At 65.0% G+C, this 16,034-nt stretch carries 21 protein-coding genes; 11 read left to right on the top strand and 10 right to left on the bottom strand.

The features are described from left to right. The 6 genes from PVV74_RS09155 to rpsO all read left to right on the top strand — a co-directional run. A partial coding sequence (locus tag PVV74_RS09155) for a YadA-like family protein (protein WP_274592955.1) occupies window positions 1–1,061 on the top strand: 1,061 nt, incomplete at its 5' end. A 17-nt stretch (window positions 1,062–1,078) separates the two neighbouring features. Then, the gene (locus PVV74_RS09150; RefSeq protein ID WP_274592954.1) at window positions 1,079–1,588 is read left to right on the top strand and encodes a hypothetical protein; all 510 of its coding nucleotides are present in this window, start codon (window positions 1,079–1,081) and stop codon (window positions 1,586–1,588) included. A 69-nt stretch (window positions 1,589–1,657) separates the two neighbouring features. Further along, on the top strand, window positions 1,658–2,686 hold the full coding sequence (locus tag PVV74_RS09145) for a LacI family DNA-binding transcriptional regulator (RefSeq protein ID WP_103762907.1): 1,029 nt from the start codon (window positions 1,658–1,660) through the stop codon (window positions 2,684–2,686). A gap of 91 nt (window positions 2,687–2,777) precedes the next feature. Beyond that, window positions 2,778–3,731, top strand: a complete 954-nt coding sequence (locus tag PVV74_RS09140) for an NAD(P)-dependent oxidoreductase (protein ID WP_274592953.1) — start codon at window positions 2,778–2,780, stop codon at window positions 3,729–3,731. A gap of 165 nt (window positions 3,732–3,896) precedes the next feature. After that, a complete protein-coding gene (locus PVV74_RS09135) occupies window positions 3,897–4,889 on the top strand; it encodes a calcium-binding protein (RefSeq protein ID WP_274592952.1) in 993 nt (330 codons plus the stop codon). Window positions 4,890–5,054: 165 nt separating this feature from the next. Further along, a complete protein-coding gene (gene rpsO / locus PVV74_RS09130) occupies window positions 5,055–5,324 on the top strand; it encodes a 30S ribosomal protein S15 (protein ID WP_103762904.1) in 270 nt (89 codons plus the stop codon). 81 nt (window positions 5,325–5,405) lie between these two features. Here the strand turns inward: rpsO and PVV74_RS09125 are convergent, their stop codons facing one another. From PVV74_RS09125 to PVV74_RS09080, 10 genes are all read right to left on the bottom strand, one after another. Beyond that, the gene (locus PVV74_RS09125) at window positions 5,406–5,894 is read right to left on the bottom strand and encodes a GGDEF domain-containing protein (RefSeq protein ID WP_274592951.1); all 489 of its coding nucleotides are present in this window, start codon (window positions 5,892–5,894) and stop codon (window positions 5,406–5,408) included. Further along, a complete protein-coding gene (locus PVV74_RS09120; protein WP_274592950.1) occupies window positions 5,863–6,366 on the bottom strand; it encodes a hypothetical protein in 504 nt (167 codons plus the stop codon). Before PVV74_RS09120 ends, PVV74_RS09125 begins: the two co-directional genes overlap by 32 nt. After that, window positions 6,363–6,941, bottom strand: a complete 579-nt coding sequence (locus PVV74_RS09115; RefSeq protein WP_274592949.1) for a methanogen output domain 1-containing protein — start codon at window positions 6,939–6,941, stop codon at window positions 6,363–6,365. Before PVV74_RS09115 ends, PVV74_RS09120 begins: the two co-directional genes overlap by 4 nt. A 142-nt stretch (window positions 6,942–7,083) precedes the next feature. Continuing rightward, entirely contained in the window at window positions 7,084–7,644 is a 561-nt protein-coding gene (locus tag PVV74_RS09110; RefSeq protein WP_103762903.1) for a F0F1 ATP synthase subunit B, read from the bottom strand. 5 nt (window positions 7,645–7,649) lie between these two features. Next, window positions 7,650–8,201: a F0F1 ATP synthase subunit B' gene (locus tag PVV74_RS09105; protein ID WP_152476339.1), complete on the bottom strand. Its 552-nt coding sequence runs from the start codon at window positions 8,199–8,201 to the stop codon at window positions 7,650–7,652. Between the two features lie 205 nt (window positions 8,202–8,406). Continuing rightward, a complete protein-coding gene (locus PVV74_RS09100; protein WP_057790696.1) occupies window positions 8,407–8,643 on the bottom strand; it encodes a F0F1 ATP synthase subunit C in 237 nt (78 codons plus the stop codon). 94 nt (window positions 8,644–8,737) lie between these two features. Next, window positions 8,738–9,517 (bottom strand): F0F1 ATP synthase subunit A, encoded by a 780-nt coding sequence (locus tag PVV74_RS09095; protein WP_103762901.1) that lies wholly within the window; start codon window positions 9,515–9,517, stop codon window positions 8,738–8,740. Next, window positions 9,507–9,869 (bottom strand): AtpZ/AtpI family protein, encoded by a 363-nt coding sequence (locus PVV74_RS09090; protein WP_103762900.1) that lies wholly within the window; start codon window positions 9,867–9,869, stop codon window positions 9,507–9,509. Before PVV74_RS09090 ends, PVV74_RS09095 begins: the two co-directional genes overlap by 11 nt. A gap of 234 nt (window positions 9,870–10,103) precedes the next feature. Then, window positions 10,104–10,640: a prolyl-tRNA synthetase associated domain-containing protein gene (locus PVV74_RS09085; protein ID WP_103762899.1), complete on the bottom strand. Its 537-nt coding sequence runs from the start codon at window positions 10,638–10,640 to the stop codon at window positions 10,104–10,106. Between the two features lie 30 nt (window positions 10,641–10,670). Then, window positions 10,671–11,978 (bottom strand): hypothetical protein, encoded by a 1,308-nt coding sequence (locus PVV74_RS09080; protein WP_274592948.1) that lies wholly within the window; start codon window positions 11,976–11,978, stop codon window positions 10,671–10,673. Between the two features lie 338 nt (window positions 11,979–12,316). On the opposite strand from PVV74_RS09080, the gene ffh reads away from it, so the two are divergent. The 5 genes from ffh (at window position 12,317) to PVV74_RS09055 (ending at window position 15,971) form a co-directional block, all read left to right on the top strand. After that, window positions 12,317–13,819 (top strand): signal recognition particle protein, encoded by a 1,503-nt coding sequence (gene ffh / locus PVV74_RS09075; protein WP_103763010.1) that lies wholly within the window; start codon window positions 12,317–12,319, stop codon window positions 13,817–13,819. Between the two features lie 144 nt (window positions 13,820–13,963). Continuing rightward, window positions 13,964–14,533, top strand: a complete 570-nt coding sequence (locus PVV74_RS09070; protein ID WP_274592947.1) for a GNAT family N-acetyltransferase — start codon at window positions 13,964–13,966, stop codon at window positions 14,531–14,533. Then, complete coding sequence (locus PVV74_RS09065; RefSeq protein ID WP_274592946.1) at window positions 14,530–15,072, top strand: GNAT family N-acetyltransferase; 543 nt, start codon at window positions 14,530–14,532, stop codon at window positions 15,070–15,072. Before PVV74_RS09070 ends, PVV74_RS09065 begins: the two co-directional genes overlap by 4 nt. A gap of 1 nt (window position 15,073) precedes the next feature. Continuing rightward, window positions 15,074–15,679: a GNAT family N-acetyltransferase gene (locus tag PVV74_RS09060; RefSeq protein ID WP_103762895.1), complete on the top strand. Its 606-nt coding sequence runs from the start codon at window positions 15,074–15,076 to the stop codon at window positions 15,677–15,679. After that, the gene (locus PVV74_RS09055; protein ID WP_103762894.1) at window positions 15,672–15,971 is read left to right on the top strand and encodes a chorismate mutase; all 300 of its coding nucleotides are present in this window, start codon (window positions 15,672–15,674) and stop codon (window positions 15,969–15,971) included. Before PVV74_RS09060 ends, PVV74_RS09055 begins: the two co-directional genes overlap by 8 nt. Window positions 15,972–16,034: the final 63 nt, after the last annotated feature.

The raw sequence follows: 16,034 nt of genomic DNA, 5'->3' as shown, positions 1-16,034 counted from the left end.
AGACCGACAACGCCACCGCCATCGGCAACGAGGCCACAGCGAGCGGCATCGACTCGATAGCATTCGGTGACACCTCGCAGGCCACCGGCCCCTCCACCACCGCTGTCGGTGGCGAGTCCGTCGCCACCGGCCCAGGCGCGACCGCGATTGGCTGGCAAAGCCAGGCAACAGCGGAACGCGCGCAGGCCTTCGGTCATCTCGCGACCGCGCAGGGCGTCCGCAGCCTCGCAATTGGCGAGGCCGCCGACGCGCAGACCGACAACGCCACCGCCATCGGCAACGAGGCCACAGCGAGCGGCATCGACTCGATAGCATTCGGTGACACCTCGCAGGCCACCGGCCCCTCCACCACCGCAGTCGGCGGTGAAACTGTCGCCACCGGCCCCGGCGCCACCGCGATGGGTTGGCAGGCCATGGCGACGGCGGAGCGGGCCCAGGCCTTCGGCCATCTTGCCAGCGCGAGCGGTGTGCGGTCCACTGCGGTCGGCGAAGGTGCCGTCGCGTCCGGGGAGCGGTCTCTGTCGTTCGGTAATCTCGCAACGGCGACGGCCACCAACTCGGTCGCGATCGGTGACGGTGCACAGGCCACCAACGAGAACCAGTTCGTTCTCGGCAATGCGCAAAATACCTATACGGCGCCCGGCATCAACTCGGCGGACAGCACCGCGGCGCAGGGCGCCGTTGTCGGCTACCTGACGACGGACGCGGCGGGCAATCTTGCGGTCGACAACTCGGCGCTGCCGACGGCGGCGCTGACCAGCGCGGTACAGGCCAACGCAGGATCGATTGCGGCCAACTCCCAGGGAATTGCGTCGAACGCGCGTGGCATCTCAAGCAACCAGGAAGGTATTGCGATGGCGATGGCCCTCGATACGCCTTACGTGCCCAGCGACCGGACCTTCGCATTGTCGACGGGCGTCGGCGCCTTCGAGGGCAAGACCGCTTTCGCGCTCAACATGGGCTTCCGCGCAAGCGACACCGTGCAGTTCGACGCCGGTCTCGCCCACGGTTTCGACCGGAGCCAGACCGGTGGCCGTGTCGGGGTGACATGGTCCTGGTAACGGCAACACGTCTCGCCATGAAAAGAGCGTCGCAACGGATCGTTGCGGCGCTTTTCGCCGTCGTGCTCATGACCGGGCATGCGGCAGCTCAGGAAACGGTGGAGCGCAGCTTCGCCGTTGCGCTGATCCGGGACATCATGACGGCCGTGAACCACGGCAACTGGACAGGCAACTACACGGTGCTGAGAGACTACGCCGCGCCCGAGTTTTCCGCCGCAAACGATCCAACCCGACTTGCCGGGCTTTTCACGCCGGTGCGCGAGGCTGGTCTCGACATGCTGCCGGTCCTTGTGACCGAGCCCGAAATCCTAAAGGCCCAAGTCTCCGCCGGGGGTCAGCAGATGCGGCTCACCGGGTACTTCCCGACCCGACCACAGCATTTCAGCTTCGACATGGTGATGGTCAGCGAAGGTCGGCGTTGGGTCCTGCTCGATATCTCGGTGGGGGCTTTCGATCCTATCTCGGTCCCCGACTCTGCCCCGCAAGCGGATGAGGCAGAACCCGACCCGGCGCCGGATGCAGAGTAAGCCCTGCTTGCAGGGGTGACGCCGATTCGGCTAGAATCGTCGGACCCCCTGACAGGAACGCCCCGCACAATGACATCACAGGATAACCGCCCGCTCACGCTTCGTGACGTGTCCGAAGCTTCGGGCGTGTCCGAAATGACGGTCAGCCGCGTGTTGCGCAATCGCGGCGACGTCTCGGACACAACGCGCAAACGCGTGCTGGAAGCGGCGCGCGCCCTTGGCTACGTCCCCAACAAGATCGCCGGCGCACTGGCCAGCCAGCGGGTCAACCTCGTCGCGGTCGTCATCCCCTCGATGTCCAACATGGTTTTCCCCGATGTCATGACAGGCATCTCCGAGGCGCTCGACGAGACCGAGCTTCAGCCCGTCGTCGGCGTCACCGGCTACCGGCCGGAAAAAGAAGAAAAGGTCCTCTACGAAATGCTCTCCTGGCGCCCCTCGGGCGTGATCATCGCAGGGATGGAGCATTCCGACGCGGCGCTTGCCATGCTCCGCGCCTCTGGCATCCCGGTCGTCGAGATCATGGATGTAGACGGCACCGCGATCGACTCCGTGGTCGGAATATCGCACCGCCGCGCCGGGTCGCAGATGGCACAGGCGATCATCAAGGCCGGGTATCGGCGCATCGCCTTTCTAGGCACCAAGATGCCGCTGGATCACCGCGCCCGAAAACGCTTCGAAGGGTTCACCGAAACCCTCGCAAAGGCCGGGATCGAAATCGAGGACCGCGAGTTCTACTCCGGCGGCTCGGCGCTCAAGAAGGGCCGCGAGATGACCCGCGACGTGCTGGCCCGCAGCCCAGATCTCGACTTCATCTACTATTCCAACGACCTGATCGGTGCGGGCGGCCTGCTCTACCTGACCGAGCAGGGCATCGACATTCCCGGCCAGGTGGGCCTTGCCGGTTTCAACGGCGTCGACCTGATCAAGGGCCTGCCGCGCGAGCTGGCGACGATGGATTCCTGCCGCCAGGAGATCGGCCGCCGCGCCGCCGAACTGATCGTCGCCCGCGCCACCGGTGCCGACAGCGCGGCGGGCTCGTCCCGGATCGTGCTGGAGCCCACGCTCACCTACGGCGACACATTGCGCCGCCCTTAGGGCGCTTCCCGTCCCTGCCCTGTCGCGGACAGGCCAGACCCCGCCTTGTTCGCCCCGCACCATCCTGTCAAGCATCGGGGAGGCATTAACCATGCAGACCGGCTTCATCGGGCTCGGCAATGTCGGCGGCAAGCTCGCGGGCTCGCTCCTGCGCAACGGCATCGACCTTACGGTGCATGACCTCGACCCCGACCTCGTCGCCGGCTTCACCACGTGCGGCGCGCAGGCGGCCCAAAGCCCGGCGCAGATGATGCAGGACTGCGACGCCGTCATCACCTGCCTGCCCTCGCCCGCCGCCTCGGACGCGGTGCTGCGCCAGATGCTGCCCCATGTCGGCCCCGGCAAGATCTGGATGGAGATGTCCACCACCGACGAGGCCGAGGTCCAACGTCTGGGCAGTCAGGTCATCGCCGCGGGCGGCGCGGCCGTCGACTGCCCCGTCTCGGGCGGCTGCCACCGGGCCGACACGGGCAATATCTCGATCTTCGCGGGCTGTGACCGCGCCACGTTCGAGCGTATCCTGCCACTGCTGAAAACCATGGGTCGCCGCATTCTGCACACCGGCGAACTGGGCAGCGCGTCGGTGCTCAAGGTCATGACAAACTACCTGGCCACCGCCAACCTGCTCACCCTGTGCGAGGCGCTTGTGACCATGAAAGGCGCCGGCATGGATCTAGCCACCACCTATCAGGCAATTGCCATCAGCTCCGGCACCTCCTTCGTGCACGAAACCGAAAGCCAGGTCATCCTGAACGGGTCCCGCGACATCAACTTCACAATGGATCTGGTGAAAAAGGACATCGGCCTGTTCCAGTCGATTGCCGACCGTGCCGGTGTGCCGCTGGAAATCTCCCCCTTGATGATCTCTATCTTCGAGGACGGCATCCGGCGTTACGGGATGCGCGCGCAATCGGACGACATCATCCGCCGCCTGGAAGAGGCCACGGGCCTCGACATCACCGCGCCGGGCTTTCCCGGCGAAATGGTCGATGACGAACCCGAAGAACCCGGGTACGAAGTGCACGTCCCCAGCCGGATCAGCTAACGCAAAACACGTTTGGCAACCGGTAATTAGGCCGATCTTAACCTTTGTTTAACACCCCCGTGCCAAGGTATGTCACGGCGTCATGTTAACCAAGGCGCGCAGTTCGAATTGAAAAATCTCCTCCGCTGTGGCTCTGTCAAACGGGGTATTTCGTGGATATGGGTTATGCTTTTCCTGGCTGGTTTGATCGGTATGATGGCGGCAAGCACCGCGGCAATTTGGGGGTTCGAAGACGTCTCCACACAGAATGCCCGCGACGATGTCGATACGCCCGGCGACACCGATCAGCTTGATACGGGCGGTACCGCCACCTCGGTTCTCGATATCGCAACCGCGCCCGAAGCTGCGGCAGATGACGCCGAGGGCGACGACTATGGCGTCACGCGTGGAACCACGGTGGCCGACACTGTCTCGGGCACATCGATCAACGAATTTCTCGACGGACTCGACGGCGACGACACGGTCACGTCCGGCGACGGCAACGATATCGCGCGCGGCGGTGAAGGCGATGACGTCGTTGCGGACGACGGCGGCGACGACACCCTGCATGGCGAGGCCGGGAATGACGTGGTCTCGGGCGGCGCCGGAAATGACAGCGTCATGGGCCATGACGGCGATGACCTCCTTGACGGCGGGGATGGCGACGACAGTCTTCTGGGGGGCGAAGGCGACGACACCCTGTCAGGCGGCACCGGAAATGATGCGCTGCACGGCTATCTCGACGACGACACGCTCGACGGCGGCGCCGGCGCCGATACGCTCTTCGGCGGCGACGGCAACGATCAGCTCAGCGGCATCGCCCCCGACGGCACCGCGCCCGAAGACGATCAGGACTACCTGAACGGCGGAACGGGCGACGACCGGATCTCGCTTGGCGCGGGCGACATAGCCAACGGCGGCAACGGTGCCGACAGCTTTATCCTTCGTGACTGGCTCGATGCTCAACATCAGGGCCAGATCGTTGATTTCAATACCACAGAGGACAACCTCGTGCTGCTTTACGACGACACCGGCGATGCCGCGCCGGATGTCTCGATCGAAGGCGATACGGATGTGCCCGGCCTGCATCGCGTCCTCCTGGACGGAGAGGTGGCGGCCGAGGTGACCAGCGACGCCGCCCTGACGCTGGAGCATATCACCCTTATCCCAAAAACCTAGGGCTGATCCGCGCCCCCGGGGCCGCTTCCGCGAATCCCCCTTTCCAAACGCCCGAGAATCTCCTATATGCCCGCATCTGCCGCTGAAACGGCAGGTTTCTCCACAGGACCTTGCTGGACGACATCCCGGCTCGTGCCCTTCACCCTTCAACCAAAGGAGACCCCGATGTCGATCACTGTCGAAGAAAAAGCCAAGGTGCTGAAAGAATTCGCGACCAAGGAAGGCGACACCGGCTCGCCCGAAGTTCAGGTCGCGATCCTCACATCGCGCATCACAACCCTGACCGAGCACTTCAAGACCCACAAGAAGGACAACCACGGTCGCCGTGGCCTTCTGAAGATGGTCGCCCAGCGCCGCAAGCTGCTGGACTACCTCAAGGGCAAGGACGAAGGCCGCTACCAGGACCTGATCAAGCGTCTCGGCATCCGCCGCTAAAACGCACCGGTCACCCGGACTTCACGACGAATGCCCGCCCACCCGAGCGGGCATTTTTCGTCTGAGCCCTCCCGGCGCCTGTCAGGCCTCCATCCGGGGAGGCGCGGTCGGCAAGTCTGGCCTGTCACAAACCCGCAGCCGCGCCTTTTCGGCGTACATCCGCATATCCGCACAGGCCATCAACGCCTCAAAGCCGCCGCCATCCTCGGGGGCGATAGCCACCCCGACGGAAACGCCGACCGCCACCTGCTCCCCTTCGCCAAGGGGGAAACGCTCCGCGCAGGACCGCACCACCGCATCCGCGCAGACCGCCGCTTCGGCCCGTCCGCCCCCGGGCAGCCAGGCCGCAAACTCGTCCCCGCCGATGCGTCCACAGATCCCGTTCGCCTGAAACACGTCGCGCAACCGCAGCGCGGCCTGCTGCAACACGCAGTCCCCCGCGCGGTGGCCGAGCCGGTCGTTCACGGCCTTGAAATCATCCAGGTCGCAGAAAAGCAGTGCGCCGGATCCGCCGCGCAGACCGTTGCGCACCGCCTCTTCAAAGGCGCGCCGGTTCAGCAGCTCGGTCACCGGGTCGATCCGACCCAGCTCGCGCAGCCTTGCGCGCCTCGCGGCGCAGGTCCGCCTCCCGCCGCAAGCTGAGTTGCAGCGCACCATCCCGCGTCTTCACAAGCTCGCTCGCTTTCAGGATCTTGCCGACCATCACCGCGTTCTGATCCTCCAGCATAAGGATATGCCGAGGCTGTGCCGGATAAATGCCGTCCAGTCGTTTCAACTTGAACACGTTCGTCGCTTGTCCGTCGCGGCAGAGCCGCAGAAAAGACGTGCCCGTGGTTCGCACCACGCGCCTGAGTTCTGTCAGCACCTGTCCGCGCGACGCGGTGGCCAGATCGACAATCCCGCCGGGCCGCCCCGTCGCGTAACGCGCCCGAGCCGAACGGTTGTCGATCAGGATGGTCCCCTTCGCGTCGACGACCATCGCCGCCTGTGACAGCGCGTCCAGCGCGATGCCCACGCCTGCCAGCCTGGGGTCGGTCCTCATCTGAAGAACTCGACGCCATCACCTTCCCGGTCATCGACCAATCGGACCCGCACGCGACAGCGGTCATTCGCCATCGCCAGCGATTCCTCGATCTTCACGCTGGCATACCCATTGCGGTCCGCCACCACGCGGCCGAAAACCATGGTCGTCATCATGCAAAGCGAGCTGCGCCCGAAAACCTGCGTGCCGAACGGACACCGCCCGTTCACCAGAACGATCTCGCTGTCATCGTAGGACTCTATCTCGAATGTCCCACCCAGCCTTGCTTTCAAATCCACCAGGATCCGCGCCAGCGCCTCGGGGGCTTGCGACAGGTCACCGCCCTCCGCACGGGCGTATTGCCGGCTGATGTCCTCGCCCATCTGGTCCCCGACCACACCGACAAAGGCCGATGCATCCTCCAGCCCGATTGTATTTTCCAGCGTTCCGGCCAATGTCGCGCTGACCGTGTTGAAGAACCCGCAGGGTTCAAGGGCGACCTGGGGCGCAGGCCCGTCATCCACCACCACTCGCACCGGGCCATCCGCCGTTTCCACCTTCCTCAGGCCGTTTTCCAAACCATCTACTCCGTCCAAAACCTGCTCCTTAAGCCACGTTAATTCGCAGAAAAGAGGGTCTTTCTTAAGATCCGGTAAATCGAACTCAGGCCCATGAACAAAAATAAGACCCGGCACCTTTCGGCACCGGGTCCTTGTCATTTTCAGTTAATTGAAAGCGTCAGTGCAGCTTGGACTCAACCTCGCCAATCGACTGATCGATCAACTTGCTGTTGTCCTCCTCGGTCATGGTCTTGGCGACCACGTCCTTGGCGGCGGCCACGGCCACGGCAATCGCCTGGTCGCGCACGTCCTTCACGGCGCTGGCCTCGGCCGACGCGATCTGCTCTTCGGCGGCCTTGATCCGGCGCTTGATGGACACTTCGAGGTCTTTCTTCGCCTGCTCGGCGGCTTCGGCGGCTTCGGTCTTGGCATGGGCCACGATCCGGTCGGCCTGGTCCTGCACTTCCTTCTGCTTGCGCTCATAGCTTGCCAGCAGGGTCTGTGCCTCCTCGCGCAGCGCGCGCGCCTCGTCCAGCTCCGACTTGATGCCGTCGGCCCGCTTGTCCAGCATCTCGCCGATCTTGCCGGGCACCTTCAGGTAGACCAGCAGCGCGATAAACAGGATGAAGGCCAGCATCACCACGAAGTTGGTGTTGCCCAGCGACAAGAAAGGCCCGGTAGCGGCCAGCGCGGGGCTGGCAGCGACCATGGCAGTCAGGGTTGCGATCAACTGTTTCATGGCGCTCACCCTTTCAGCCGCGAATTGACGGCGGACGTGACTGTCCGCGCATCGGCCTTGACGCCCATGGCGGCCACCAATTCCTTGGCGGTGTCCTTGGCCACTTCCTTCACGCTCTCCATGGCGGAGGCGCGGATTTCCGCGATGGCCTTCTCGCCCTCGGCAGTCTTCGCCGCGATCTCGGCATCGGCCTTCTTGGTGGCCTCTTCCAGCTCCGCGTTCATTTCCGCCTTGGCCTCGGCAATGATCTCCTGCGCCTGTGCGCGGGCATCGGCCAAAGCCTTGTTATAGGCGTCTTCCGCGTCAGAGGCCTTTTCCTTCAGGTCTTCCGCCGCGGCCAGGTCGTTGGTGATCGTCCCCTGACGCTCGGCCAGCACCGCCGCGATCCGCGGCAGCGCGATGCGCGACAGGATGAAAAAGATCACGATCAGCGCGATGACCAGCCAGAAGATCTGGTTGCCCATCCAGTCCGGGCAAAGCTGGGGAAGGCCGATTGCTCCACCGCCTGCGTCGACGCAAGCGCTGGCAGCACCTTCTCCTAGGGTATCGGTCGCCATCTGCGTTCTCCTTGTTGCGCCTGCCCCTTGTATCAGGTTTGCCGGACAATGTCCGGCACCGGGACTGCGCAAGGCTCAATGTTCGTGTCGTGGTGCCAGGCCCGCAAGACGGACGCGGCATAAGGCCATTCGGATTTTCCTCACGGACGCCGGGGGACAGGCACAACGCCCCTCGCCCGGCCCGTAAGGATCACATCCGCCTGGCTTAGACGGCGAACATCAGCAGAAGCGCGACGAGGAACGAGAAGATCCCCAGTGCTTCCGCGAACGCGATACCGATGAACATGGTCGCGGTCTGGCCACCGGCGGCCGAGGGGTTGCGCAGGGCACCGGCCAGGTAGTTGCCGACCACGTTGCCCACACCGACGGCCGCGCCGCCCATGCCGACAGACGCCAGGCCCGCGCCGATGAATTGACCCATTTGTGCGATATCGCCTTCCATGTCTTTTCTCCTTACGATGGAATTCAGTGATCTGTTGTTGGTTGCTGGCGCCGGAAACCGCCGCCGTAGGGTGGGTGACAACCCACGCTATCTCCTAGTGATGCGGGTGCAGCGCGTCCTTCAGGTACACGCAGGTCAGGATGGTGAACACGTAGGCCTGGATGAACGACACCAGCACCTCCAGCCCGTAAACCGCCGTGATCGCCAGGATAGACAGCGGCGTGACCACAAGGCCCACACCGGTCGAGATCAGCACCAGCGGCGCGAAGGCAGCAAACACCTTCATCACGGCGTGGCCCGCCATCATGTTGCCGGCAAGACGGATAGAGTGGCTGACCGGACGCACGAAGTACGAGATCACCTCGATCAGCGCCAGGATCGGCCGCAGCACCAGCGGCGCCGAGCTGATCCAGAACAGGCTCAGAAAGCTCGCGCCGTTCTTGACGAAGCCCAGGACGGTCACGCCGATGAACACCATCATCGCCATCACCGCGGTCACGCCGATATGGCTGGTTGATGTGAACGATCCGGGGATCAGGCCAAGGAAGTTAGCGAAGACGATGAACATGAACAGCGTCATGATGTAGGGGAAGTACGGCAGCGCGTCCTTGCCCGCCACGTCCTCGACCATCTTGCGGATGAAGCCGTAGGCTAGTTCCGCAACCGACTGGATGCGGCCCGGAATGACCGACCGCGCCGAAGTGCCCAGAACCATCAGCGCGAACACGGCCAGGCACGTCAGCGCCATCCACAGCGTCACGTTGGTGATCGTGAACAGGCCCACCGGGCCGTCGCCGGCCAGCGGCTTGATGATGAACTGATCCATCGGGTGGAAAACCAGCCCTTCGCTTTCGCCATGCGCTTCAGTGGCCATCTGTCATCCTCTTCTCGTCACCCTCTCGGGCTCGCTCTGCGTCCAGCGTTTCCGCCGCATTCTTCAGCTGGATCTCGTTGGCGCTGCGCATCATCGTCTTGATGCCCGCCGCCAGGCCCAGCAATGTAAACAGCACGAGGAAGATCGGGATTGTCCCGAACAGGTAATCCAACCCGTACCCCATGCCAAAGCCGATCCCCAGACCGGCCACAAGCTCGATCACCATCCGCCAGGCCAGCTGCGCCTGGGAATAGTGGTTCTCCATGTGGGGCGTCGGCGCATCCACGCCTTTCAGCGCATTGATCCTGTCTTCAAGCCGCTTCAGCCGCTCCTGTCGGTCAGGATCGTCCACGTTTGCCCCTCCGGAACCGTTGCGCTGTTGCTATGCCGCACCCGCGCCCGAGTCAAGCACGGGACAACCCCTCTCAACCCCTTGATAAAACGAGCCTTTCATGGGCTGCGCCGCTCCGCCGCAGTCCGCTTCGGGCGTCATGAACCGGATTCCGCATATTCAACCAAGCGGTTGAGATTGCGCGCACCGCACCGTTTTCACTGTTCCTCAAATACTCAAATTCCGCCGCCGGCCCTAAAGCTCCAGCCAAGCCACCTCGGCGCCCCACCCTTCCAGTAGCGCAACCAGGTCGGCAGGCCGCATCGCCACCGTCCTGTCATTGACCAGCGGGTGCGCATGGACGAACTCCGCGTCCCGCACCGCCGCGTCCATCCACAGCTGCACGCCCGCCTCCGCCCCGTTGACCAAACCCAGCGGGCTGACCGCGCCGGGCCGCACGCCCAGGAACTCCATCAAACGCTCCGCCGAGCCGAACGACAGCCCCGCAACACCCATCTGCGCGCCCAGCGCCTTCAGGTCCACCTCCCGGTCCTGCTCCAGCACCACAAGGTGGTTCCGCTTCTTGCGGTCTCGCAGGTAGAAGTTCTTGATGTCGATCCGCCCTTCGCCTGCCGGAACGGCCCCGCCCTGCACCGTCTTGGCATCCTCGACCGTGCGCAGGGGAATATGCTCGTAAAGCTCGAAATCGACGCCCGCCGCGCGCATTTGCGCCAGCAGGTCATCCGAACTCACGGGCAAGCTGTCCTGAAAGGCGGAAGAGGCATCGACCATGTCCAAAGGCTCCTTGACCGGCTAAGGCGGCTATTCCGCCGGGTCGTCCTTCTCGAAGAACGACTTCAGCCTGTCAATGGCCCCGGGCTTTTCATACTCGGCTGTGTCGTCGGCCTCCGCCTCGACCGCCGTCTCGTCCTCACGCACGATCCCGCCTTTCATCACGCCAGCCAGCACCGTGTCCCAAAAGAGGTCGATGTCGCCTTCGCGTAGCCGGGCCATCTCCTCGGCATCCAGCTGCAACTGATAGCGAAACTCCGCGTTCCCGCCCTGCATCGCCACCAGCTTGCCCAGGCCTCCGGCCAGCATCCGCTCGGTCCGCGTCGCGCCTTCGGGCACGCTCACCGCCATGTCCCGTGCCGCCAGCCGCCAGTTCATGTCGACGAAGTCCTCCGACAGGCTCCAGCTGTCCTCGACCATCACAGTCGCCCGGCCCTCATCGATCCATGTCAGCGGCGCGCGCGGCACCAACCGCTTCAGCTGTGCCGCGTCCACGTCCTCGAAGGCCCAGCGCGTCTCGCGCCCCTGCTCGGTGATCTCGCGCGTCTCCACCAACAGCGGCTGCCCCGCCACCTCGGCGGTCAGGTTCGACCGGAACAGCAGGTCGAACAGCGCCAGCCCGCTGCGAAACGGCGCCACCTCGCCGGTCTCGATCGCCAGCGTGTAGGGGTCGGTCCCGCGCGGCCGGATCTCCACGTCGACACCCTCGACCGCCAGCCTGTCGGCCTCGAACGCCCGGCGCGGCTTGGGAAGGCCGCGTTGCTCGCCCGCCGTCTCTTCCTTGGGAAGCGGCGGAATGACATACCCTTCCACCCCCTCGACCTGCCCCAGCTCCAGCCGTGGCGTGTCGCCCAACAGGCTCCACAGGTCCACATCCGCCTCCGCCCGCGCCACAGCCAGGTCAAAGGCCAACCCGGTCTCGTGCGCTCGCGCCATCTGCAGCCCGTCCAGCACAACGTGCCCGCCCAGAAGCGATCCGCTGGCCCCGGCATACTCCACGCGCATTCCCGCATTCTCGCTGGCGGTCTCGATCACCGTTCGCAGGATCGGCCGGAAAAACACATAAGTCGCCACGACCCCCAGCACGCCCAACACCGCGCTGCCGCCGGCCACCCAATGCACCACCTTGCGCGGGATCAGCGGCTTGCGTGGCGGCGACGACTTGCCCCGGGCAGACGCGCGCCGCGCCCGCCGGGCCTGGACCCATTCCGCGAACACCCCGCCGAACAGCAGGAAAAAGCCCTCGATCACCGCCCCCACGATGGCGCCCAGAATGGCGATCACCGGCGCCATGCACGCCAGGATGATCTCCGCAAAGATAAGAACCAGCGCTTCCATCGCGAAATCTCCTGAAGCAATGGCCGCAGTCTATCCCTGCCCGACGCCCCCTGCCAACGCCTTCCACGTCCATGACGTCACCCGGCCCCGCGCGGTGGCGGTCCTGGATCCGCGCCAGTGGTGCCAAGTCCGGCCCGACGCGCTGCGCCATATTGACTCCCCCGCCGCAAAAGCCTATCAGCCGCGCAATATCACGGAAGACAGCGTTCTTCCGGTCCCTTGGGCGCAGCCCGGGATCGCCCCCCACCAGCGAGTTTCGCCCGTGGGGGCGTTTATCGTTTGAACCGTCATCCCTATGTTGGGACGACATGACAGAAACCGGCGAAGGAGGCCGAGGCATGTTTGAAAATCTTTCCGAACGTCTCTCCGGCGTCTTCGACCGGCTGACGAAACAGGGCGCCCTTTCCGAAGAGGACGTCAAGACCGCCCTGCGCGAGGTCCGCGTCGCCCTTCTGGAGGCCGACGTCTCGCTCCCCGTCGCCCGGGACTTCGTCAAGCGCGTGCAGGATCAGGCCACCGGCCAGGCCGTCACCCGCTCCGTCACCCCCGGGCAGCAGGTCGTCAAGATCGTCCACGACGCGCTGGTCGACACGCTCACCGGGTCCGAGGACCCCGGCGCGCTGAAAATCGACAACCCGCCTGCCCCGATCCTCATGGTCGGCCTGCAGGGCTCGGGCAAGACCACCACCACCGCCAAGCTCGCCAAGCGCCTCAAGGACCGCGACGGCAAGCGCGTGCTGATGGCCTCGCTCGACGTCAACCGCCCCGCGGCCATGGAACAGCTCGAAATCCTCGGCCGCCAGATCGGCGTCGACACGCTCCCCATCGTCAAGGGCGAGGACCCGGTCACCATCGCCAAGCGCGCCAAGACGCAGGCGGGCCTCGGTGGCTACGACGTCTACATGCTCGACACCGCCGGCCGCCTGCATATCGACCAGGAGCTGATCGCCCAGGCGGCGGCAGTCCGCGACGTCGCCAACCCGCGCGAAACGCTTCTGGTGGTCGACGGCCTGACGGGTCAGGACGCCGTCAACGTCGCCACCGAGTTCGACGACAAGATCGGCGTCTCCGGCGTGGTGCTCACCCGGATGGATGGCGACGGCCGCGGCGGTGCCGCCTTGTCGATGCGCGCCGTCACCGGCAAACCCATCCGCTTCGTCGGCCTGGGCGAAAAGATGGACGCCATCGAAACCTTCGAGCCCGAGCGCATCGCGGGCCGCATCCTCGGCATGGGCGACATCGTCTCCCTCGTCGAGAAAGCGCAGGAAACCATCGAGGCCGAACAGGCCGAAAAGATGATGCGCCGCTTCCAGAAGGGTCAGTTCAACATGAACGACCTCAAGATGCAGCTTGAACAGATGCAAAAGATGGGCGGCATGGAAGGCGTGATGGGCATGATGCCCGGCATGGGCAAGATGGCCAAGCAGATGGAAGGTGCTGGCATCGACGACAAGGTCATCGCCCACCAAATCGCGCTGGTCAATTCCATGACCAAGAAGGAACGCGCCAACCCCAAGCTCCTGCAGGCGTCGCGGAAGAAGCGCATCGCGCAGGGCGCGGGGCTGGAAGTCTCCGAGCTCAACAAGCTTCTGAAAATGCAACGCCAGATGGGCGACATGATGAAGAAGATGGGCAAGGGCGGCATGCTGAAACAGGCGATGAAAGGCATGTTCGGCAAAGGCGGTCCCTCGCCCGAGGACATGGCCCAGGGCATGGACCCCAAGGCGCTCGAACAGGCCGCCAAGCAGATGGGCAAGGGCATGCCCGGCGGCGGTTTTCCCGGCATGGGCGGCGGTGCGCAATTGCCCCCCGGTCTCTCCGGCTTCGGGAAAAAGAAATAATCCCATGGCTTTTTCTTGCCCCAAATACTCGATCCGGCCCCTGCCGTCCGCGCCCCGGCCCGCCCCGGCGCGTCACGGCGCAGCCCGTTGCACAAGAGCCGCGCGGCAGCGCGTCCTTTTGGCCAGACCCACGGCAGGTGCCGCATGACCCTCCGTCTCGACATCCCCCGGATCGAGACCGACCGCCTCGTCCTGCGTGGCCCCGAAGCCAGCGATTTCGAACCGCTGGCCGGGTTCCTGCTGGATCGCGAGCGTTCCTGGGGCTTCGGCACGGAAAAGAACATGTCCCGCGCCTGGCGCTGGTTCGCCATGTCCATCGGCCACTGGGCGCTGCACGGCTTCGGCTATTTCACCATGGAGTGGAAGGAAACGGGCCAGCCCTGCGGCATCACCGGCATCTGGGCGCCCGAGGGCTGGCCCGAGCCGGAACTCGGCTGGGTCGTCTATGACGGGTTCGAGGGCCGCGGCATCGCCTATGAAGGCGCCGAACGCGCCCGCCGCTGGGCCTACCAGGATCTGCGCCTCACGACGCTCACCTCCAACATCGTGCCCGGCAACACGCGCTCCATCGCGCTGGCCGAACGCCTCGGCGCGCAGTACGAGACGACCTACCAGAATGTCGAGATGGGCGAGGATTACCTCTACCGTCACCCCGGCCCGTCCGAACTGGGCCTCGACTGCGACGCCGACGGCTCCCCCGAGGCCTACGCATGAAGATCACCGTCGACATCCCTGTCATCGAGACCGTTGACCTGGTCCTGCGCGGCTACCGGGACTCCGATTTCGAGGCCTTCGCCGCCTTCGGCACGTCTCCCCGCGCGTCCTATGTCGGCGGTCCGCACACCCGTTGGGACAGCTGGCGCGCCTTCATGGCCGGGATCGGCCACTGGGCTCTGCGCGGCTACGGCATGTGGATGATCGAACACCGCGACTCCCGTCAGGTCGCAGGCCGCGTCGGCATGATCCTCAACGATGGCTGGGACGAACCCGAACTCGGCTGGCACATCTACGACGGGTTCGAAGGCAAGGGCCTGGCCTGTCAGGCCGCCCTGGCCGCGCGCGACCACGCGGCACGCCATTTCGGCCTCGACGGCGTGATCTCCTATATCGACGCCTCCAATACCCGCTCGCTCCGCCTCGCCGAACGCCTCGGCGCACAGTACGAACGCGATGGCACCGTCGTCGGCACCCCCTGCCAGGTCTGGCGCCACCCCCGCGTGGCCCAACCCACCGCACAACCGGCGGAGGCCTGACATGGGCCACCGCGACATCCCCGTGCTCGAGACCGGACGCCTCGTCCTGCGCGGTCCCGAGGCGACGGATTACCCGGATTTCAAAGCCACCTTCGCCTCCTACCGGTCACGCTTCATGGGCGGCCCGCTCAACCCTTACGAGGCGTGGATGCTCTACGCCGCCGAGATCGGCCACTGGGAAATCCGCGGCTATGGCATGTGGATGATCCACCTGCGCGACACCGGCGAGACCGTGGGCATGGCCGGCGGCTGGTTCCCCGCCAAGTGGCCGGAACGCGAAATCGCCTGGATCATCTGGCCCGACAAGGCCGGCAAGGGCTACGCGCTCGAAGCCACGCACAAGGTCAGGGATCACCTCTTCACCACCGCCGGCTGGGACAGCGCGGTCAGCTATATCGACCCCAAGAACCTCGATTCCATCCGCCTTGCCGAACGGCTGGGCTGCACCAAGGACCACGCGGCCCCCAGCATCGACGGCTCCGACGCGGTCTACCGTCACCCGTCGCCCGCCACCCTGAAATCCGGCCAGATCCGCGACGGGATCGAGCTGGAAATCGGCCATTACCGCGACCCGCTCTTCAAACCGAAGGGGATGCCCATTGACTGATGCAACGACCAACCGCGCCGCGGCCCTTCTGAAAGGGCACCGCGAAAGCATCGACCGTCTCGATGCCATCCTCGTCTACACCTTGGGCGAGCGGTTCAAGCACACCCAGGCCGTGGGTGCGCTCAAGGCCGAACACGACCTTCCCCCGTCCGATCCCGCCCGCGAGGCGGCCCAGATCGCGCGGCTCGAAGACCTGGCGCACCGCGCCGACCTCGACCCGGAATTCGCCAAGAAATTCCTCAACTTCATCATCGCTGAAGTCATTCAGCACCATAAGCAACACCAGACCTGACGCGGGGTCCTCCCGCCAGACCAACCGTAGGGTGGGGTTCCACCCCACCAAACAAACGCCATA

The sequence above is a fragment of the Roseovarius sp. SK2 genome (assembly GCF_028807495.1).
Classification (GTDB): Bacteria; Pseudomonadota; Alphaproteobacteria; order Rhodobacterales; family Rhodobacteraceae; genus Roseovarius; species Roseovarius confluentis.
The sequence above is the reverse complement of the archived record's forward strand: the minus strand, read 5'-3'. Positions and strand labels throughout refer to the sequence as shown.